At 71.9% G+C, this 20,073-nt stretch carries 17 protein-coding genes; 10 read left to right on the top strand and 7 right to left on the bottom strand.

All coding sequences use genetic code 11. The features are described 5' to 3' along the window. Positions 1-102 precede the first annotated feature (102 nt). Positions 103-1,029, bottom strand: a complete 927-nt coding sequence (locus ACIRJR_RS10635) for a sugar phosphate isomerase/epimerase family protein (protein WP_403777019.1) — start codon at positions 1,027-1,029, stop codon at positions 103-105. A 168-nt stretch (positions 1,030-1,197) separates the two neighbouring features. Between ACIRJR_RS10635 and iolC the strand changes: the two genes are divergently transcribed. From iolC to ACIRJR_RS10670, 7 genes are all read left to right on the top strand, one after another. Beyond that, positions 1,198-2,265 carry a 5-dehydro-2-deoxygluconokinase gene (iolC, locus tag ACIRJR_RS10640; RefSeq protein ID WP_403777021.1) on the top strand — a complete coding sequence of 356 codons (1,068 nt, stop codon included), beginning with the start codon at positions 1,198-1,200 and terminating at the stop codon, positions 2,263-2,265. Beyond that, the gene (locus ACIRJR_RS10645; protein ID WP_403777024.1) at positions 2,262-3,152 is read left to right on the top strand and encodes a deoxyribose-phosphate aldolase; all 891 of its coding nucleotides are present in this window, start codon (positions 2,262-2,264) and stop codon (positions 3,150-3,152) included. Before iolC ends, ACIRJR_RS10645 begins: the two co-directional genes overlap by 4 nt. A gap of 31 nt (positions 3,153-3,183) precedes the next feature. Continuing rightward, on the top strand, positions 3,184-4,068 hold the full coding sequence (gene iolB, locus ACIRJR_RS10650) for a 5-deoxy-glucuronate isomerase (RefSeq protein ID WP_403777027.1): 885 nt from the start codon (positions 3,184-3,186) through the stop codon (positions 4,066-4,068). Continuing rightward, positions 4,065-5,978, top strand: a complete 1,914-nt coding sequence (gene iolD / locus ACIRJR_RS10655; protein WP_403777030.1) for a 3D-(3,5/4)-trihydroxycyclohexane-1,2-dione acylhydrolase (decyclizing) — start codon at positions 4,065-4,067, stop codon at positions 5,976-5,978. Before iolB ends, iolD begins: the two co-directional genes overlap by 4 nt. A gap of 13 nt (positions 5,979-5,991) precedes the next feature. Beyond that, positions 5,992-7,491, top strand: a complete 1,500-nt coding sequence (locus ACIRJR_RS10660) for a CoA-acylating methylmalonate-semialdehyde dehydrogenase (protein ID WP_403777033.1) — start codon at positions 5,992-5,994, stop codon at positions 7,489-7,491. A gap of 126 nt (positions 7,492-7,617) precedes the next feature. Further along, complete coding sequence (locus ACIRJR_RS10665) at positions 7,618-8,214, top strand: DUF4291 domain-containing protein (RefSeq protein WP_403777036.1); 597 nt, start codon at positions 7,618-7,620, stop codon at positions 8,212-8,214. Next, positions 8,211-8,972: an SDR family oxidoreductase gene (locus ACIRJR_RS10670; RefSeq protein ID WP_403777039.1), complete on the top strand. Its 762-nt coding sequence runs from the start codon at positions 8,211-8,213 to the stop codon at positions 8,970-8,972. The genes ACIRJR_RS10665 and ACIRJR_RS10670 overlap by 4 nt, the downstream gene beginning before the upstream one ends. A 21-nt stretch (positions 8,973-8,993) precedes the next feature. Here ACIRJR_RS10670 and ACIRJR_RS10675 read toward each other — a convergent pair whose 3' ends face one another. Then, positions 8,994-9,413, bottom strand: a complete 420-nt coding sequence (locus ACIRJR_RS10675; protein WP_403777042.1) for a GNAT family N-acetyltransferase — start codon at positions 9,411-9,413, stop codon at positions 8,994-8,996. 131 nt (positions 9,414-9,544) lie between these two features. Here ACIRJR_RS10675 and ACIRJR_RS10680 point away from each other — a divergent pair, with 131 nt between their 5' ends. The 3 genes from ACIRJR_RS10680 to ACIRJR_RS10690 all read left to right on the top strand — a co-directional run bounded on the left by ACIRJR_RS10680 (position 9,545) and on the right by ACIRJR_RS10690 (position 14,928). Next, positions 9,545-12,316: an alpha/beta fold hydrolase gene (locus tag ACIRJR_RS10680; RefSeq protein ID WP_403777045.1), complete on the top strand. Its 2,772-nt coding sequence runs from the start codon at positions 9,545-9,547 to the stop codon at positions 12,314-12,316. After that, entirely contained in the window at positions 12,313-13,203 is an 891-nt protein-coding gene (locus ACIRJR_RS10685) for an ABC transporter permease (RefSeq protein WP_403777048.1), read from the top strand. The genes ACIRJR_RS10680 and ACIRJR_RS10685 overlap by 4 nt, the downstream gene beginning before the upstream one ends. A gap of 126 nt (positions 13,204-13,329) precedes the next feature. After that, the gene (locus ACIRJR_RS10690) at positions 13,330-14,928 is read left to right on the top strand and encodes a von Willebrand factor type A domain-containing protein (protein WP_403778678.1); all 1,599 of its coding nucleotides are present in this window, start codon (positions 13,330-13,332) and stop codon (positions 14,926-14,928) included. A 76-nt stretch (positions 14,929-15,004) separates the two neighbouring features. Here ACIRJR_RS10690 and ACIRJR_RS10695 read toward each other — a convergent pair whose 3' ends face one another. The 5 genes from ACIRJR_RS10695 to ACIRJR_RS10715 are packed head-to-tail and all read right to left on the bottom strand — an operon-like array spanning position 15,005 to position 20,073. Next, positions 15,005-15,319, bottom strand: coding sequence for an L-rhamnose mutarotase (locus tag ACIRJR_RS10695; RefSeq protein ID WP_403777051.1), 315 nt, complete (start codon positions 15,317-15,319; stop codon positions 15,005-15,007). Positions 15,320-15,336: 17 nt separating this feature from the next. Further along, entirely contained in the window at positions 15,337-16,422 is a 1,086-nt protein-coding gene (gene rhaS / locus ACIRJR_RS10700; RefSeq protein WP_403777053.1) for a rhamnose ABC transporter substrate-binding protein, read from the bottom strand. A gap of 42 nt (positions 16,423-16,464) precedes the next feature. Continuing rightward, complete coding sequence (locus ACIRJR_RS10705) at positions 16,465-17,517, bottom strand: ABC transporter permease (protein ID WP_403777055.1); 1,053 nt, start codon at positions 17,515-17,517, stop codon at positions 16,465-16,467. Then, entirely contained in the window at positions 17,501-18,553 is a 1,053-nt protein-coding gene (locus tag ACIRJR_RS10710) for an ABC transporter permease (protein ID WP_403777058.1), read from the bottom strand. The genes ACIRJR_RS10705 and ACIRJR_RS10710 overlap by 17 nt, the downstream gene beginning before the upstream one ends. After that, the gene (locus tag ACIRJR_RS10715) at positions 18,550-20,073 is read right to left on the bottom strand and encodes a sugar ABC transporter ATP-binding protein (RefSeq protein WP_403777061.1); all 1,524 of its coding nucleotides are present in this window, start codon (positions 20,071-20,073) and stop codon (positions 18,550-18,552) included. The genes ACIRJR_RS10710 and ACIRJR_RS10715 overlap by 4 nt, the downstream gene beginning before the upstream one ends.

Below are 20,073 nucleotides of genomic sequence, written 5' to 3' on the forward strand. Positions count from 1 at the left end.
CAGGGGGCGTCGCGAGCCCGTGACACACGCTCAGCGGAACGCGGACATACGTGACGGAGGAGTGACTGCTGAGGCAGAAGTGAGCCAGGGGAGCCGGGGGAGTCAGGAGGACGGCCGCGCGGGCCCGCAGATGCGGAGGAACTCGCGGGTGCGGCGGGCGATGGGCAGCGGTTTGTCGGGCGGGCACGGATACATGTCCTGTTCGACGATGGCGAAGAGGTCGGTGCCCAGGGCGCGCGCGGCATCCAGCACGGGTTCCAGCGGGGGCACCCCGCCCGGCGGCTCACACATCACACCGCGTGCGACGGCCGGTCCGAACGGCACCTCGTTCGCCACGACATCGGCGAGCACCACCGGGTCGACCTGCTTGAGGTGCAGATAGCCGATCCGTTCCCCGTAGGTCCTGATGAGCTTCACACTGTCCCCGCCGCAGTACGCGTAGTGCCCGGTGTCGAGGCAGAGGGAGACGAGGTCCGGGTCGGTGGCGTCGAGGAAGCGGTTGACGTTCTCCTCGCTGTCGATGTGCGTGTCCGCGTGCGGGTGCACCACGATCCGCAGTCCGTACCGGTCCCGCACCTCGTGGGCCAGGCGTTCCGTCTGCGTGGTGAGGTCACGCCACTGCTCCGCGGTGAGCGTGCGGTCCTCCAGTACGTCGCCCGTCTTGTCGTCCCGCCAGAACGACGGGATGACCACCAGATACCCGGCGCCCATCGCCCGGGTGAGTGCCGCGATGCCCGCGACATGCTCCCAGGTCCGGTCCCAGACCGAGGGGCCGTGGTGCAATCCGGTGAAGACGGTGCCCGCGGAGACGGCGAGGTTCCGGCGGGCGGTCTCGTCCGCGAGCCGGGCGGGGTCGGTCGGCAGATAGCCGTAGGGGCCGAGCTCGATCCATTCGTAGCCCGCCTCGGAGACCTCGTCGAGGAATCGCTCCCAGGGCACCTGCCGCGGATCGTCGGGAAACCACACGCCCCACGAATCGGGTGCCGAACCGATGCGGATGCGGGCCGGAGAAGGTACGGAGGAGGTCATATCGCCCACACTCCAGCCCTCCGGAGGGAGTGTCAAGAGTTCGTCCGAATGTCCGGACAAAGTGTTGACAGGGTTCCGGGTGAGGGCTAGACCTGGGAGCGGCCGTCCGGCCGTGGCCGGCTCCCGGGGCGATGCGCCTGGCCGGAACACCGGGTCGAAGGGATGCGTATGCCTGAGCCGTACGACGTGATCACCATGGGGCGGATCGGGGTGGACATCTACCCGCTTCAGACCGGTGTACCGCTGGCCCGGGTCGAGACCTTCGGGAAGTTCCTCGGCGGCTCACCGTCCAACGTGGCGGTGGCCGCCGCCAGACTGGGGCGGCGCACGGCTGTGATCACCCGGACCGGCAGGGACGGCTTCGGCGACTACCTCCACCAGGCGCTGGGGGAGTTCGGGGTGGACGACCGCTGGGTGAGTGCCGTCGCCGCGTATCCGACCCCGGTCACCTTCTGCGAGATCTTCCCGCCCGACCACTTCCCGCTCTACTTCTACCGGCAGCCCAAGGCGCCCGACCTTGAGATCCACGCGGAGGAACTCGACCTGGAAGCGGTGCGGGCCGCCCGGGTCTTCTGGATGACCGGCACCGGTCTGTGCGCCGAACCGAGCCGCACCGCGACCCTCACAGCCCTCCGGGCCCGCAGCGCGGCAGTGGCCTCCGCGACGGCACAGGACATCCCCGGGCCTCCACTCGCCACCGTCTTCGACCTCGACTGGCGGCCCATGTTCTGGGGCGAGGCGAAGGACGGGCGCGAGGGGAAGGACGGGCACGAGGGGAGGGACGGGCACGAGGACGCCGCCCGCGCCCACTACCGCGAGGCGCTCGCCCACGCCACGGTCGCCGTCGGCAACCTCGACGAGTGCGAGATCGCCACCGGTGAACGCGAGCCCCACGCGGCCGCACGCGCCCTCCTCGCCGCCGGCCCCGAACTCGCCGTCGTCAAACAGGGACCGGCCGGCGTGCTCGCCGCCCACAGGGACGGCGCCGTCGCCGAGATCCCGCCCCTCCCCGTCGACGTCGTCAACGGGCTGGGCGCCGGGGACGCCTTCGGCGGCGCCCTCTGCCACGGGCTCCTGAACGGCTGGGACACGGAGCACGTCATGCGCTACGCCAACGCGGCCGGAGCCATCGTCGCCTCCCGCCTCGCCTGTTCGTCCGCGATGCCGTTCCCGCACGAGGTCGAACAGGCCCTCGCCGCCGGGGCGGTCGGCGCCGCCGCGGGAACCACCCCGTGACCCGGCCCGCCGCAGCAGGCCCCGCCGATCTCGTCCGTCTCCGAGCCCACCACCCCGAGGCCGTCGCCGAGGCCGCCGCCGGCCGCCGCAGACGCCCGCTCGTCGGCCCCACAGGACGCCTGATGATCATCGCGGCGGATCACCCCGCACGAGGCGCCCTCGCAGTCGGCGACGACGACCTGGCCATGGCCGACCGCTTCGATCTGCTGGAGCGCCTCTGCGTCGCCCTCGCCCGTCCCGGCGTCGACGGGGTGCTCGCGGGCGCCGACGTCCTGGAGGACCTGCTGCTCCTCGGCGCGCTGGAGGGAAAGGTGGTCCTCGGTTCCATGAACCGCGGTGGACTCGCGGGAGCCGCCTTCGAGCTCGACGACCGCTTCACCGGCCATCGCCCCGCCGACCTCGCCCGCCACGGCTACGACGCGGGCAAACTCCTGCTGAGGATCGACCACGACGACCCGGGCTCCCTGGACACCCTGCACACCGCCGCGCGGACGGTGGACGAGATGGCCGCGCTCCGGCTCCCGGTCTTCATCGAGCCGTTCCTCTGCCACCGCACCCGTAACGGGCTCCGCACCGACCTGGGCGCCACCGCCGTCACCACCTCCATCGCCATCGCCTCCGGCCTGGGCGGCACGTCCGCGTACACCTGGCTCAAGGTTCCCGTCACCGACGAGCCCGACGACATGGAGCGGGTGATGCGCGCCTCCACCCTCCCCGCCGTGCTGCTCGGCGGGGAGGTCGCCGGAGACCCGGACACGGCGTACGAGAGATGGCGCGGCGCGCTGCGGCTGCCGACCGTCCAGGGGCTGGTGGTCGGGCGGTCGCTGCTCTACCCCGCCGACGGGGACGTGGCGGGTGCGGTCGACACGGCCGTGGGACTCCTGTGAGCGGGACCATACGGCGGGTAGGGATGGAGCCATGACGACGACCGACGAGCAGCCGAGGCACCACCTCCGGGCCGGCCACGCGTCACGTGGCCCCTACGCCCTCGACATCGACCCGGAACGGGCCGGGTGGGAGCGGTCGAGTCTGCGCGTGCTGGAGCTCGAACCAGGTGGTGTTCATACCCTGGTAACCGGGGAGAGCGAATGGATCATTCTGCCGTTGTCCGGTGGCTGTACGGTGCAGGTGGCAGGTGAGATCTTTGAACTGCTGGGCAGGAAACACGTGTTCGGCGCAGTGACCGATTTCGCCTATGTCCCACGCGACGCACGCGCCCAGATCGCCTCCGGCGCAGGAGGCCGCTTCGCCCTGGCAGGAGCGAAGTGCGAGCGACGACTCCCCGCTCGCTACGGCCCCGCGCCGGAGGTACCGGTCGAGCTCCGCGGCGCCGGAACCTGCTCGCGCCAGGTGAACAACTTCGCCGCCGCCGACACGTTCGACTGCGACCGGCTCATCGCCGTCGAGGTCCTCACCCCCGGCGGCAACTGGTCCTCGTACCCGCCGCACAAGCACGACGAGCACCACCCCGGCACCGAGTCCGTCCTCGAGGAGATCTACTACTTCGAGGTCGAGGGCGACGGCCCCGGCTACCACCGGGTGTCACCGTCCCGACCCGGCGGCACGGACGTCCTCGCCGAAGTCGCCACCGGTGACGCGGTCCTCATCCCCGACGGCTGGCACGGCCCGTCCATCGCCCCGCCCGGCCGCATCCTCTACTACCTGAACGTGATGGCCGGCCCCGGCGAGCAGCGCGAGTGGCTGATCCGCGACCACCCCGACCACCGCTGGATCCGCGACACCTGGCCGGGCGAACCCGTCGACCCACGCCTCCCGCTCCACGGTCCGGAGGGCGCCCGGTGACCACACCCCGCGCCACGCCCGGCCCCGCGGGGAAGACCCGCAGGCTCACCACCGCCCAGGCGCTGATCGCCTTCCTCGCCCGCCAGTACACCGAACGCGACGGCCGGCGCCGACGCCTGATCGACGCCACCTGGGGCATCTTCGGACACGGCAACGTCGCCGGCGTCGGGCAGGCACTCGTCCAGGCCGGCCCCGCCATGCCCTACCTCCAGGGCCGCAGCGAACAGGCCATGGTGCACGCCGCCGTGGGCTACGCCCGCCAGTCGGGCCGGCTCTCCGCCCATGCCGTCACCACCTCCATCGGCCCCGGTGCCACCAATCTCGTCACGGGTGCCGCCCTCGCCACCGTCAACCACCTGCCCGTGCTGCTCCTCCCCGGCGACACCTTCGCGACCCGCCCCGCCGATCCCGTGCTCCAGCAGCTCGAAGTGCCCCACGCGGGCGACGTGTCGGTGAACGACTGCCTGCGCCCCGTCTCCCGCTACTTCGACCGGATCACCCGGCCCGAGGCGCTGATCCCGGCCGCACTCCAGGCCATGCGCACCCTCACCGACCCGGCGGACACGGGCGCCGTCACCCTCGCCCTGCCCCAGGACGTGCAGGCCGAGGCGTACGACTGGCCGGCGGAGTTCTTCGCGACCCGCGTCTGGAACGTACGCAGGCCGGCCCCCGACCCGTACGAACTCGACCAGGCGGTCCGCGCGGTGCGCAGCGCACGCCGCCCGCTGATCGTCGCCGGCGGCGGTGTCCACCACAGTGCGGCCGAGGAGACCCTCGCGGCCTTCGCCGCCGCCACCCGCATCCCCGTCGCCTCCACCCAGGCAGGCAAGGGATCGCTGCGCCACGACCACCCCGCCGACGTCGGCGGCATCGGCCACACCGGCACCGCCACGGCGGACGCGCTCGCCCGCGAGGCGGACCTGGTGATCGGTGTCGGAACCCGCTACACCGACTTCACGACCGCCTCCGGCACCCTCTTCGCCGACCCGGCCGTCCGCTTCCTCAACCTCAACATCACCGGCTTCGACGCCCACAAGCTGGCCGCCCTCCCGCTCGTCGCGGACGCCCGCACCGCACTCGACGCACTCGGCGAGGCACTCCGCACCGGGGGGTACCACGTCGATCCCGCCTACGAGAGCGCGTACACGGACGCCAAGGAGCGCTGGGAGCGGCGCGTGGACGCCGCCTGGGCCACCCCCGACCCGGACGCCCGCCCCACCCAGGCGCAGGTCCTCGGGCTGCTGGACGAGCTGGTCACGGAGGAGGACATCCTGATCAACGCGGCGGGCTCGCTCCCGGGCGACCTCCACAAGCTGTGGCGGGCCCGCTCCCCACGGCAGTACCACGTGGAGTACGGCTACTCCTGCATGGGATACGAGATCCCCGCCGCGCTCGGGGTCCAGCTCGCCGCACCGGACCGGCCCGTCTGGGCCCTCGTCGGCGACGGCACGTACCTCATGAACCCCACCGAGATCGTCACCGCCGTGCAGGAGGGCCTGCCGGTCAAGCTAGTGATCCTGCAGAACCACGGATACGCGTCCATCGGCGGCCTCTCCGAGTCCGTCGGCGCCGAACGCCTCGGCACCGCCTACCGCCACCGCGCCGAGGGCGGGGCCTTCACCGGCGCCCCGCTGCCCGTCGACCTCGCGGCCAACGCGGCCTCCCTCGGCATGCGGGTGCTGCGGGCGGAGACGGTGGGTGAGCTGCGCGTGGCCCTCGCCGACGCCCGGGGCGCGGACCGTCCCACTTGTGTCTACGTCGAGACCGAAACGGCAGACACAGTGTCGGGGCCCCCTCCGGCGCAGGCGTGGTGGGATGTTCCCGTAGCCGAAACCGCGACCCGCACGTCAGCGGTCGAGGCCAGGAAAGAGTACGACCGGCAGATCGCAGCCCGACGCCGCCACCTGTGAAGGAGACCCCGTCATGAAGACCGTCAACCACTGGATCGGTGGCAAGACCGTCGAGGGCACGTCGGGCAATTTCGGTCCGGTCACCGACCCGGCGACCGGCGCCGTCACCACCCAGGTCGCGCTGGCCTCCGCCGAGGAGGTCGACGCCGCGGTCTCCGCCGCGAGGACCGCGTACGAGACGTGGGGCACCTCCTCGCTCTCGGCCCGCACCGCCGTCCTCTTCCGCTACCGCGCCCTGCTGGACTCCCACCGCGACGAGATCGCGGCGCTGATCACCGCCGAGCACGGCAAGGTGCACTCCGACGCGCTGGGCGAGGTCGCCCGCGGCCTGGAGATCGTCGAGCTGGCCTGCGGCATCACCACACAGCTCAAGGGCGAGCTGTCGACCGAGGTCTCCAGCCGGGTCGACGTCTCCTCGATCCGCCAGTCGCTCGGCGTCGTCGCCGGCATCACCCCGTTCAACTTCCCCGCCATGGTGCCGATGTGGATGTTCCCGCTGGCCGTCGCGTGCGGCAACACCTTCGTCCTCAAGCCCAGTGAGAAGGACCCCTCCGCCGCCAACCTGCTGGCCGAGCTGGCCTCGGAGGCCGGCCTGCCCGACGGCGTGCTGAACGTCCTGCACGGCGACAAGGTCGCCGTGGACGGACTCCTCGCCCACCCCGACGTCGCCGCCGTCTCCTTCGTCGGCTCCACCCCCATCGCCCGCCACATCCACGCCACCGCCACCGCGAACGGCAAGCGCGTCCAGGCGCTCGGCGGCGCGAAGAACCACATGCTGGTCCTCCCGGACGCCGACCTGGACGCAGCGGCCGACGCCGCGGTCTCCGCCGCGTACGGCTCCGCCGGTGAGCGCTGCATGGCCATCTCCGCCGTCGTCGCGGTCAGTTCCGTCGCGGACGAACTGGTCGCGAAGATCCGCGAGCGCGCCGAGAAGATCAAGATCGGCCCCGGCAACGACCCCACCTCCGAGATGGGCCCGCTGATCACCGCCGCCCACCGCGACAAGGTCGCCTCCTACGTGACCGGGGCGGCCGCCCAGGGCGCCGACGTCGTCCTCGACGGCACCGGCCACACGGTCGAGGGCTTCGAGGACGGCCACTGGATCGGCCTGTCCCTCCTGGACAACGTCTCCACCGGCTCCGACGCCTACCGCGACGAGATCTTCGGCCCCGTCCTCTGCGTCCTGCGCGTCGAGACGTACGAGGACGGCGTCGCCCTGATGAACGCCTCGCCGTTCGGCAACGGCACCGCGATCTTCACACGTGACGGCGGCGCGGCCCGCCGCTTCCAGTTGGAGATCGAGGCCGGCATGGTCGGCGTCAACGTCCCCATCCCGGTGCCGGTCGGCTACCACTCCTTCGGTGGCTGGAAGGACTCCCTCTTCGGCGACCACCACATCTACGGCAACGACGGGGTGCACTTCTACACCCGCGGCAAGGTCGTCACCACCCGCTGGCCCGACCCGGCCGACGCCCCGGCGGGCGTGGACCTCGGCTTCCCCCGCAACCACTGAGCCACGACCGACCGCCGCGCCGGCCGTCCTGGACGGCCGGCGCGGCACCGTGACCGGTGCCGGCGGGACGCCCGCAGCGGGAAAACCCTTGGCACGGCGCACGGGCACCAGGACATCCTGTGTGCCATGACCGCACCGCAACACGAGGTCCGGGCCCGGCACACGGCGACCACGGTCACCGTCTACCAGGCCTACCGGCCGGACATCGGACTGCCCGCCGCCCGCGACGGGCGCTTCCCGTCCGCCTGGAAGCGCGACCGGATGACCTGGATCAAGCCCAGCTTCCTGTGGATGATGTACCGCTGCGGCTGGGGCACGAAGGAAGGCCAGGAGACCGTGCTGGCCGTCGAGATCACCCGCGACGGCTTCGCCTGGGCTCTGGAGAACGCCGAACTCTCCCACTACGTGAGAGGCGTGCACCCGGACCGGGCCACCTGGCAGCGCGGCCTGCGCCGCAGCCCCACCCGTGTCCAGTGGGACCCGGAGCGCGACCTCCACCTGAACCCGCTGTCGTACCGCTCCCTCCAGCTCGGGCTGAGCGGCGAGGCGGCACGGCGTTACGCCGACGAGTGGCTCGTCTCCGTCACCGATGTCACCCCGCTCGCCCGCGAGATCCACGGGCTCGTCAGGACCGGGGACCAGGACGGCGCGGCCCGGCTGCTCCCGGCGGAGACGCCGCTCACCGGCCTGGGCGCGCCCCGGCCCGTCGCGGCGGGCCTGTGAGCGCCGGGACCCGCCCGACGGCCCTGGTCACGGGGGCCGGACGGTCGGCGGGGATCGCGGCTTCCGTGGTGCTGGACCTTGCCCGGGCCGGATGGGACGTGGCCTTCACCTACTGGACCCCGTACGACGCGCGGATGGAGTGGGGCACGGACCCCGGTGCGACGGAGGGCATCCGGGACGCCGCGGCCTCGCTGGGGGCGAGAACGCTCGCCGTCGAGGCGGACCTCAGCGATCCGGCCGTGCCCGCCGCGCTCTTCGAGAGCGTCGAGCGCGACCTGGGGGACGTGACCGCCCTGGTGCTCTGCCACGCCGAGTCGGTCGACTCCGGGCTGCTGGACACCACAGTGGAGAGCTTCGACCGCCATTTCGCCGTCAACGCCCGGGCGACATGGCTCCTGATCCGTGAGTACGGGCTGCGCTTCGAAGGACAGCACGGCACCGGGCGGATCGTCAGCCTGACCAGCGACCACACCGCCGGGAACCTGCCGTACGGGGCGAGCAAGGGGGCGATGGACCGGATCACGCTGGCCGCCTCGCACGAGCTGGCCCACCTGGGCGTGACCTGCAACGCCGTGAACCCCGGCCCCACCGACACGGGGTGGATGACGCGGGACCAGAAGGCGGACCTGGCCCGCCACACACCCCTGGGCCGCCTCGGGATGCCGCAGGACTGCGCGAACCTGGTCACGTTCCTCTGCTCGGCGGAAGGCGGCTGGATCAACGGCCAGCTCCTGCAGAGCAACGGGGGTCTCGGCTAGCGGGCAGCGGACGTCGGCCGGTCAGCGGCCCGGGGTGAACTCCCAGGTCAGCATGGTGAACACCCCGTCGTCCGCCGCTCCCGCCGAGCGGTAGGTGGCGAGTGCGGCCTCGTTGTCGCGCTCCACGCCCACCCACACGTCGTAGCAGCCGCGCTCCCGGGCCTCGGCGACGAGCGCCTCCGTCAGCGCGCGTCCGATGCCCCGGCGGCGGTGCCGCTCGTCGACGGACAGCTCGTACAGGCACATCTCGGTGCCCTTGTCCGGGTGGAGCATCTCGATGCCCGAGACGAACCCCACCGGGTCGCCGTCCACGTACGCGATCAGCATCAGATGGCCACCCGCCGCCAGGAAGCGGTCCGCCCACTCGGGGCGGGGCGGGGCGTCGTAGAGGTGTGCGGCGGCGAGGAGTTCGCCGGTGGTGGTCGCGGGACGGACGCGCATCTACGGGCCTTTCGCGAGGCGGATGTACCACGTCCGGAGTACGAGGCGGTCACGACGTACCTCTCAGGGATGCGGGACACCTCACCCTGGCGGTATCCGGGGGGTGGGTGCGAGCCCCTTAGGGTCGAGTCATGGAGAAACCGACTTCCCGGTGGCGGCACCGGCTGCCCCGTACCCCAGGCCGGTGGGCCGCGGTCGTCGCCGCCCTCGCCGTGCTCGTGGGTGCCGGTACCTGGACCGCCGCCGCAGACGACAGTGCCCCGACCGTGCACCGGCAGGACCGGATGATGAAGATGAACGGGGTGTCGGTCGACACCTCGTACTTCACCACCGGGGGGTCCGGGCGCCGGCCGGCCGTCCTCATCGGGCACGGCTTCGGCGGCAGCAAGGACGACGTGCGCGCCCAGGCCGAGAAGCTCGCCGCCGACGGGTACGCCGTCATGACCTGGTCCGCCCGCGGATTCGGGAGGACCACCGGCGAGATCACGCTCAACGCCCCCGACGCCGAGGTCAAGGACGTCTCCGGACTCATCGACTGGCTGGCCGAGCGCCCCGAGGTGGAGCTCGACGCGAAGGGCGACCCGCGGGTCGGCGTCACCGGCGCGTCGTACGGCGGCGCCATCTCGCTGCTCGCCGCCGGGCACGACGACCGTGTCGACGCCATCGCCCCGGTGATCAGCTACTGGAACCTCGCCGACGCGCTCTTCCCGGACGGGGTGTTCAAGAAGCTCTGGGCCGGGATCTTCGTCAGCTCGGGCGGCGGCTGCGAGAGGTTCTCGAAGCAGCTCTGCGACATGTACGAGCGGGTCGCCGTCAGCGGCAAGCCGGACGCGGCCGCGCGCGAACTCCTGACGGAACGTTCCCCCGAGGCGGTGGCCGACCGCATCGACGTCCCCGCACTGATCGTCCAGGGACAGAGCGACTCGCTCTTCCCGCTGAGCCAGTCCGACGCCATGGCCGAGGCGGTCGAGGCCAACGGCGCCCCCGTCTCCGTCGACTGGATCGCCGGAGGCCACGACGGCGGCGACGACGAGGGGGACCGCGTCGAGGGCCGGGTCGGCGACTGGTTCGACCGGTACCTGAAGGAGGACAAGGGCGCCGACACCGGGCCGGGCTTCCGCGTGACCCGGACCGGCGGCGTCGACTCCACCGACGGCGCCGCACTGAAGCGCGGCGCGAGCAGCGACGCGTACCCCGGGCTGACCAGCGGCGGCCGGAAGATCCCCCTGACCGGCGCGGGGCAGCAGCCCGGTGCGGGGCAGCCGGGCATGACGCCCCGCGGGCAGGGAGCCTCGCAGGAGGCCCCCGCGGCAGGAGGCCAGGGAGGCGGGGGCCGGAGCGCCGCCCCCGGCGGACTCACCCAGACCTTCCGCAACCCCGCCGGGGCCGGCCCGCCCTCCATCTCCGCCGTTCCCGGCATCGGGGGAGGGCTCTCCCAGCTGTCCTCGCTCGGCGTCGGCCTCTCCCTCGACTTCCCCGGGCAGTACGCGCGCTTCGAATCCGCCCCGCTGGACAGCAACGTCCACGTCACCGGATCGCCCACGGTCCGGGTGAACGTCAAGGCGGACCAGGGCGACGCGGTGCTGTTCGGCAAGGTCTACGACGTGTCGCCGGACGGGAAGCAGCAGGTGCTGCCCTCCCAGCTCGTCTCCCCCTACCGGATCACACCCGATGAGCAGGGCAAGCCCGTCGAGCTGGCCCTGCCCGCCGTCGACCACGAGGTCGAGGCCGGCCACCGGCTCCGGCTCGTCCTCTCCGCGACCGACCTCGCCTACGCGTCACCCGCCGAGCCCGCGACGTACACCGTCTCCCTCGACGGGCCGCTGACCGTGCCCACCGCACCCGCCGTGAAGACCGCGGCCGCCACGCTGCCCTGGTGGATCTGGGGACTCCCGGCCGCCGCGCTGGCCGTCGCCGCAGCGCTCCTGCTCACCGCCCGCCGGCGCACCGCGACCCCGGCCCCGGACCCGGCGCTGGCCGAGGTGCCGCTGCAGATCACGGACCTGTCCAAGAAGTACGCGAAGTCCACGGAGCGGTACGCCGTCCGCGACCTCGGCTTCCGGGTCGAGAAGGGCCAGGTCCTCGGCCTGCTCGGACCGAACGGCGCGGGCAAGACCACCACCCTGCGCATGCTGATGGGGCTCATCACCCCCGACGCCGGTGAGATCCGCGTCTTCGGGCACGCGATCCGCCCCGGGGCGCCCGTGCTCTCCCGCGTGGGGTCCTTCGTCGAGGGGGCGGGCTTCCTCCCCCACCTGTCGGGCCGCTCCAACCTGGAGCTGTACTGGCAGGCCACCGGGCGGCCCGCCGAGGACGCCCACATCGACGAGGCCCTGGAGATCGCCGGTCTCGGCGACGCCCTGGCCCGCGCGGTGCGCACCTACTCCCAGGGCATGCGGCAGCGCCTCGCCATCGCGCAGGCCATGCTCGGCATGCCGGACCTCCTCATCCTCGACGAACCGACCAACGGGCTGGACCCGCCCCAGATCCGCGAGATGCGGGACGTGATGATCCGGTACGCGGCCGGGGGCCGGACCGTGATCGTCTCCAGCCACCTCCTCTCCGAGGTCGAACAGTCCTGCACCCACCTCGTGGTCATGGACCGCGGGCAGCTCGTCCAGGCCGGTCCCGTCGCCGAGATCACCGGCTCCGGCGACATGCTGCTCGTCACCACCGCCGACGAGGTCGCCGAGCCGGTCGTGGAGAAGGTGGCCGCGCTCCCGGGCATCGGCTCCGCCCTCCCGCTGGACGACGGCCACGGCCTCCTGGTCCGTCTCGACGGCGCCACCGCCGCCCAGCTGGTCTCCGAACTGGTGCGCCTCGACGTACCGGTGACGGGGGTCGGGCCGCACCGCCGCCTGGAGGACGCGTTCCTCACCCTCATCTCCCAAGGATCCGCATGAGCTCCTCGACAGAGATCCAGGCCCTCGCCGAAGCCCCCGGATACCGGGCCCGCCGCACCCTGCCGCTGCGTGTGGAGGCGATGAGGCAGCTGCGCAGGCGGCGCACCCTGCTGATGTTCGGGGTGCTGGCAGCGCTGCCGTTCGTCCTGATCATCGCCTTCGCGGTCGGCGGCACCCCCGGCGGCGGTGAAGGGGGCGGCGGCGGAGGCGGTTCGCGGATCAACCTCATGGACGTGGCGACGGAGTCCGCCGCGAACTTCGCGGCGACCTGCCTCTTCGTCTCCGCCGGCTTCCTGCTCGTGGTGCCGGTCGCGCTGTTCTGCGGGGACACGGTCGCCTCCGAGGCCAGCTGGTCCTCGCTGCGCTACCTGCTCGCGGCGCCCGTCCCCCGGGCCAGGCTGCTGTGGAGCAAGCTCGTCGTCGCGCTCGGGTTCAGTCTCGCCGCGATGGTGCTGCTGCCGCTCGTCGCCCTGGGCGCGGGAGCCGCCGCCTACGGCTGGGGGCCGCTGAAGCTGCCCACCGGCGGCGCGCTCACCACGTCCGACACCGTGCCGCGCCTCGCCCTGGTCGTCGCCTTCGTCTTCGTCTCCCAGCTCGTCACCGCCGGGCTGGCGTTCTGGCTGTCGACGAAGACGGACGCGCCGCTCGGCGCGGTGGGCGGCGCGGTCGGGCTGACCATCGTGGGCAACGTCCTGGACGCGGTCACCGCGCTCGGCACCTGGCGTGAGTTCCTCCCCGCGCACTGGCAGTTCGCCTGGGCCGACGCACTCCAGCCCGATCTGGAGTGGGGCGGGATGCTGAAGGGCGCGGCCGTATCGGTGACCTATGCCCTGATCCTGTTCGCCCTCGCCTTCCGGGGGTTCAGCCGTAAGGACATCGTGTCCTGACCTTGATGTCCCGCCGCGCCGGCGCCCCTCGTTGCACCATCGAGACGGTTCCGCAACGCTTCTGACGACTCCGCCCGGCCCCCTCACACGTCACATTCACAGATGCCGACGACGTGGGGGGTACGGATGGAACGCAGGGCGAGGACATTTCAGGGGGCGCTGGCACTACTGCTCGGGGGTGTCCTGATCACAGGGTGCGCCGCGTCGGGTGACGGCTCCGCGACGTCAGCCGATCGCAGTGCGGGCAAGGGCGGGCCGGCCGGGGGCAGGCAGCCCGCCCCCGGTGCCCCCTCCGCGGCACCCGGGCAGCGGGAGGACGGGGCGAGCGAGGTGGAGGACGGTACGGCCCGGGAGGAGGCGGCGCCCGACTACCTGTCGACCTTCGCGCTCGACGTGGACACCGCCAGCTACGGATACGCCCGGCGTACCCTCGGCGACGGGCAGCTGCCCTCGGCGGGCACGGTGCGCCCGGAGGAGTTCGTCAACAGCTTCCGCCAGGGCTACGAGCAGCCGAAGGGCAACGGCTTCTCCGTGAACGTCGACGGTGCCCGGCCCGGCGCGGGGGCCGCCGACTGGTCCCTCGTGCGGGTCGGCCTGTCCACCAGGGCCGCCTCCGACACCGGTGAACGCCCGCCCGCCGCACTGACCTTCGTCGTCGACATCTCCGGATCGATGGCCGAACCCGGCCGCCTCGACCTGGCGAAGACCTCGCTCGGCATCCTCGCCGACGAGCTGCGTGACGACGACTCGGTCTCCCTGGTGACCTTCAGCGGCGAGGCCGAGACCCGGCTGCCGATGACCCGCCTCCGGGGTAACCGAACCAAGATCAGGGACGCCGTCGAGGCGATGGAACCGGCCGACTCCACCAACGTCGCCGCCGGGGTCGAACGCGGCTACGACGAGGCGGCCGAGGGCCACCGCGAGGGCGCCACCAACCGGGTCGTCCTCCTCTCCGACGCCCTCGCCAACACGGGCGAGACCGACGCCGACGCGATCCTCGGCCGGATCGGTGACGCACGCGAGGAGTACGGCATCACCCTGTTCGGCGTCGGGGTCGGCAGCGACTACGGCGACGCGCTGATGGAACGCCTCACCAACAAGGGCGATGGCAACACCACCTACATCGCGGACGAGGCCCAGGCCAGGAAGGTCTTCGTCGACCAGCTGCCCGCCCACGTCGAACTGCGCGCCCGGGACGCCAAGGCCCAGGTGGAGTTCGACCGTGAGACGGTCGAGCAGTTCGAGCTCGTCGGCTACGAGGACCGCAAGGTCGCCGACGAGGACTTCCGCGACGACGGCGTCGACGGCGGCGAGGTCGGCCCCGGCCACACCGTGACCGCGCTCTACGCCGTCCGGCTCCGCGAGGGCGCCTCCGGCCACGTCGCGACGGCGACCGTGCGCTGGCTGGACCCGAGGACGCGGAAGGCGCACGAGGAGACCGGATCGGTGGAGACCGGTGCGATCGGCGGGAAGCTCTGGGACGGTGCGGGCGCACGGCTCCAGGTGACGGCCGTGGCCGCGTACTTCGCGGACACGCTGCGCGGCGGCGACCTGCCGGGTACGCCCCCGCTCGGCACCCTCGCCTCCCGGGCGAGGAAGCTGGCGTCCTCCACCGAGGACAGTTCCGTGGCGAAGCTGGCGACGGCGATCGAGCAGGCCGACCGGATCAGGAACGGCGGAAGCGACGAACCGCCGGCCGACGGCGGCGAGGGCGAGATCGGCTGACACGGCCGACGGGCCCGGCAGCGGATCGTCCGCCGCCGGGCCCGTTCCGTTCCCGCCACGACCGCACACGCACCGCTCAGGCCAGGTGGAACACCTCGCTCAGCGGGACCATGGCCTCGTCGGCGGCCTCCGACTGCTCGAAGAACTCACCCATCTCCCGCTGCCACCGGGCGTTGACGTCCGTCGCCGCCATCGCCTCCCGGGCGGCGTCGAAGTCCTCCGTCTCCAGATAGCCGACCAGCAGGCCGTCCTCGCGGAGGAACAGCGAGTAGTTGTGCCAGCCCGCCTCCGACAGTGCGGCGAGCATCTCCGGCCACACCGCGGCGTGGCGCTCGCGGTATTCGTCCTTGCGGTCCTCGCGGACCTTCAGCAGAAAGCAGACGCGCTGCATGGGACAGGCTCCCCCGGTCAGAAGTCGAACGTGTCGATGTTCTTGGAGTCGAAGACGGTCGGCTCACCCAGGATGACCTCGCCGTCCTTGCCGATCGTGTACTCGCCGAGCTTGCCCGCCTTGAACTTCTCGCCCTCCGCGCCGGTGATCTGCCCCGACGCCAGAGCGGCGGCCGCGTACGAGCCGAGGTAGCCGAGCTCCTCCGGGTTCCAGAGCGAGAACTGCTCGACGGTGCCGTCCTTGACGTACTTGCGCATCTGGTTCGGCGTGCCCAGGCCGTTGAGCACGACCTTGCCCTTGTACGAGGAGTCGCTCAGATAGCGGGCCGCCGCGGCGATGCCGACCGTCGTGGGGGAGATGATGCCCTTGAGGTCGGGGTAGGCCTGCATGAGGCCCTGCGTCTGCTGGAAGGACTTCTGGTCCGCGTCGTCGCCGTACGCGACCTTGACCAGTTGCATGTCCTTGTACTTCGGGAGCTTCAGCTCCTCCTTCATGTACTCGATCCAGGTGTTCTGGTTCGTCGCGTTCTGGGTGGCCGACAGGATCGCGACCTTGCCCTTGTAGCCGACCTGCTCGCCGAGGTGCTGCACCAGACTGCGGCCGATCTCCTCGGAGCTCGCCTGGTTGATGAAGAGCTGGCGGCAGTCCTTCGCCGTGTCGGAGTCGTACGCGACGACCTTGATGTCCTTCTTCATGGCCTGCTTGAGAGGACCGCACACCGCGTTGGGGTCGTTCGCCGCGATGAGGATGGCGTCCTGGCGCTGCTGGATCAGGGTGTTGATGTAGGAGACCTGGGAGGACGCGTTGGCGTCGGACGGGCCGACCTCCTTGCCCGTGCCGCCGTACTCCTTCGCCGCCGCGATGCCCGCCTCGTCGACGATCTTCTCGTACGGGTTGTTGATCTGCTTGGGCAGGAAGCCGAGCTTCAGGCCCTTCTTCAGCGGGGCGTCCGGGTCGGCCTTCGCGGAACTGCCGGCCTTCGCGCCACCGCTCTCCGTGCTGTCCTTCGTGGTGCCCGAACAGGCGGTGAGGGCGAGGGCGAGGGAGACGGCGGTGGCCGCGGTCGCGACGGCGCGGCGCCCAGCGGCATTGCGGAGCATCATGGCGGCGTGTGCCTTTCGGAGAAGGGAGGAGTAGGAGAGGGACTACTGCTGGGGGGCGGGGGTGTTCGCGGCCCGCCGGTGCCGTCGTTCGACGACCGTGGCGATGACCCGCGGGGTCAGGACGGACGCCACGAGCAGCAGTCCGGTCACGATGACCTGCACCTCGTTGGCGATGTCGTTGAGCGTGAGCAGGTTCTTCAGCACACCGATCAGCAGGACACCGGCGACCGCGCCGAACAGCGTGCCCTTCCCGCCGTCGAAGTCGATGCCGCCGAGCAGGACGGACGCGATGACGAGCATCTCGAAACCGAGTCCGTTGTCCGCGCGGGCACTTCCGTACCGGAGGGTGAAGACGACGCCCGCGAACGCGGAGAACAACCCGGTCACGACGAAGAGCAGCAGCTTGATCCGCTTGACCCGGATGCCCGCGAAGTACGCGGCTTCCTCCTGGGCGCCGATCGCGAAGAGCGAGCGGCCGAGCCCGGTGGCGTGCAGGACCACCGCGGTGACCGCGGCCAGGGCGACGAAGAGCAGCACCGGATAGGTGAGGAAGGTGCCGGGGACGGTCGTCGTGTCGACGGCCCAGTCCGAGTACACCTGCGGGAAGTCCGTCACCGCGTCGCTCCCCAGGGCCACCGAGGCCAGACCCCGGTAGAGCGCCAGGGTGCCGATGGTGACGGCCAGGGACGGCAGGCCGACCCTGGTGACCAGCCAGCCGTTGAGGAGGCCTCCCGCGACACCCACCAGCAGCACCACCGGCACGATCGTCTCGAAGGCCCAGCCGGCCTCCCACAGCGCGCCGGTCAGCGCGCTGCCCAGGCCCAGCATGGAGGCCACCGACAGGTCGACCTGTCCGGCGACGACCAGAAGGGTCATCGGCAGGGCGATGAGGGCGACCTCGGCGATGTCGTTGAAGGCGAACGCGAGGTTCTCGGCCGAACCGAACCCCTCCGTGCTGCCCAGCCCGACGACGAGGACCGCCACCAGCAGGACACCGACCGCGGTGTCCCAGCGCAGCGCCAGACCGCGGACGAGGGAGGCTTTCGGCACGGCCCGCGGTCCGGGAGCCGTCTTCGTGTCAGGCGCCGTGGTCATGACGGGCGTTCCTCTTCCTCAGGGCGGCGGTCATCCGCAGGTTCACGATCCGGTCGACACTGATGGCCAGCAGCAGGAGCGCACCCGTGATGGCGCCCTGCCAGAAGGAGTCCACCTTCAGCACGACCAGCACACTGCCGATGGTGGTGAGCAGCAGGGCACCGAGAGCGGCGCCCCAGACGGTGCCGGTTCCGCCGGTGATCGCGACCCCGCCCACGACCACGGCGCTGACGACGGTCAGCTCCCAGCCGTGCGCGTTGTCCGCGACGACCGTGCCGAAGCGGGCCAGCCACAGGGCTCCGGCGAAACCCGCGACCGCCCCGGAGAAGGCGTAGGCGGCGAGCACCCGGCGGCGGATCGGGATGCCGGCGAGCCGGGCCGCCTCGGGGCTCGAACCGATGGCGTAGAGCTCGCGCCCCGAGCGGTAGGCGCGCAGGAAGTACGCCGTCGCCGCGAGCAGGACCACGGCGATGAGCGGCAGGTACGGGATGCCGAGCAGGCTGCCGCTGCCGAGGCCCAGGACCGCGTCCGGCACGTCGGAGGCGCTGATCTGCTCACCCTGCGCCCACCAGTAGTCGACGCCCTGGATGATGTAGAGCATGCCCAGAGTCACGACGAGCGCCGGGACCCTGCCGAAGCTGACGAGGGCACCCGAGACGAGCCCGCAGACGATCCCGATGGCGGTGCCGAGCAGCATCACGGTCAGCACGCCGTGGTCGCTCCCGGCGACGAACTTGCCGCAGGCGAAGGCGGACAGGCCGACGACGGAGCCGACGGACAGGTCGATGTTGCGCGTGATGACGACGGCGGACTGGCCGACCGCGAGCAGTACCAGGATCGACGCGTTGAGCAGCAGGTCCTTGACGCCCTGGTCGGACAGGAAGCGCGGGTTGGCCAGGTAGGTGCCGAGGATCAGCAGGGCCAGCGCCCCGGCGATGGAGATCTCGCGAGCCCGGAAGACCGCGTCCACGAGCGAGGAGGCACTGCGCTCCGGCGCCTTCGCGGTGTCCGGGGGGCTCTCGACGGTGGCGGTCATGCCGTTGCCCTCTCGTTGCGTCCGGTGGCCGCGGCCATGACCGACTCCTCGGTGGCGCTCCCGCGCGGGATCTCGGCGACCAGCCGGCCCTCGTGCATCACGAGCACCCGGTCGGCCATGCCGATGACCTCGGGGAGGTCGGAGGAGATCATCAGCACCGCGAGGCCGTCCGCCGCGAGCGAGGAGAGCAGCCGGTGGACCTCCGCCTTGGTGCCGACGTCGATCCCGCGGGTCGGCTCGTCGACGATCAGCACGGCGGGGCCGGTCGCCAGCCACTTGGCCAGGACGACCTTCTGCTGGTTGCCGCCGGACAGCACGCCCGCGGTGTCGGTCAGCCGGCTGTACTTGAGCTGGAGGCGCACCGCCCAGTCGGCGGCCCGGTCGTGCTCCAGGGCCCGGCTGACGAGCCCGCGCTTGCGCACCTCGCCCAGTCCGGTGAGGCCGATGTTGCGCTCGATCGACATATCCATGACCAGCCCGCGCTGGCGCCGGTCCTCGGGTACGAGCGCGAGCCCGGCGTCCATCGCGGCGGTCGGCGAACCGGGGCGCAGGACCGTGCCCGCCACCCTCACCTCGCCCGCGTCGGCGCGGTCGACGCCGAAGACGGCCTGGGCGACCTCCGTGCGACCGGCTCCGACGAGTCCGGCGAGGGCGACGATCTCGCCGCGGCGGACGTCGAAGGACACGTCCCGGAAGACGCCCTCGCGGGTCAGCCGGTGCACCGACAGGGCGACTTCACCGACCTTCGCGTCCTGTTTGGGGTAGAGGTCGTCGAGGTCGCGGCCGACCATTCTGCGCACGAGGTCGTCCTCGGTGAGTCCGTCGAGCGGCTCGGAGGAGATCCACCTGCCGTCGCGCAGGGTCGTGACGCGCTGGCAGAGCTCGAAGATCTCGTCCAGGCGGTGCGAGATGAACAGCACCGCCGCCCCCTCGGCCCGCAGCGTGCGGACGACGGAGAAGAGCCTGGCGGTCTCGCTGCCGGTCAGGGCGGCCGTCGGCTCGTCCATGATCAGGACCCGGGCGTCGAAGGAGAGCGCCTTCGCGATCTCGACGATCTGCTGGTCGGCGATCGACAGCCCGCGGGCGGGCCGGTCCGGTGCCAGGTCGACGCCGAGCCTGCGCATCAGCGCGGCGGTGGCCTCGTGCACGGCCTTGCGATCGATCCGGCCCAGGGACCGCCGGGGCTGACGGCCCATGAAGATGTTCTCGGCGATGGACAGGTCGGGGAAGAGCGTCGGCTCCTGGTAGATGACGGCGATTCCGGCGTCCCGGGCGTCGGCCGGGCCGTGGAAGACGACGGGTCCGCCGTCGAGGAGCACCTCGCCACTGTCCGGGCGGTGCACTCCGGCGAGGGCCTTGATCAGGGTCGACTTGCCGGCGCCGTTCTCACCCGCGAGTGCGTGGGCCTCGCCGGGGAACAACCGCAGGGACACGTCCTGAAGGGCTCTTACGGCACCGAAGGACTTGCTCACGCCCTTCAGTGCCAGGACCGGGGCCGGGTCCGGGGCGGACTGGTTCAT

The organism is Streptomyces sp. NPDC102402 (genome assembly GCF_044765765.1).
In the GTDB taxonomy this organism is placed as follows: Bacteria; Actinomycetota; Actinomycetes; order Streptomycetales; family Streptomycetaceae; genus Streptomyces.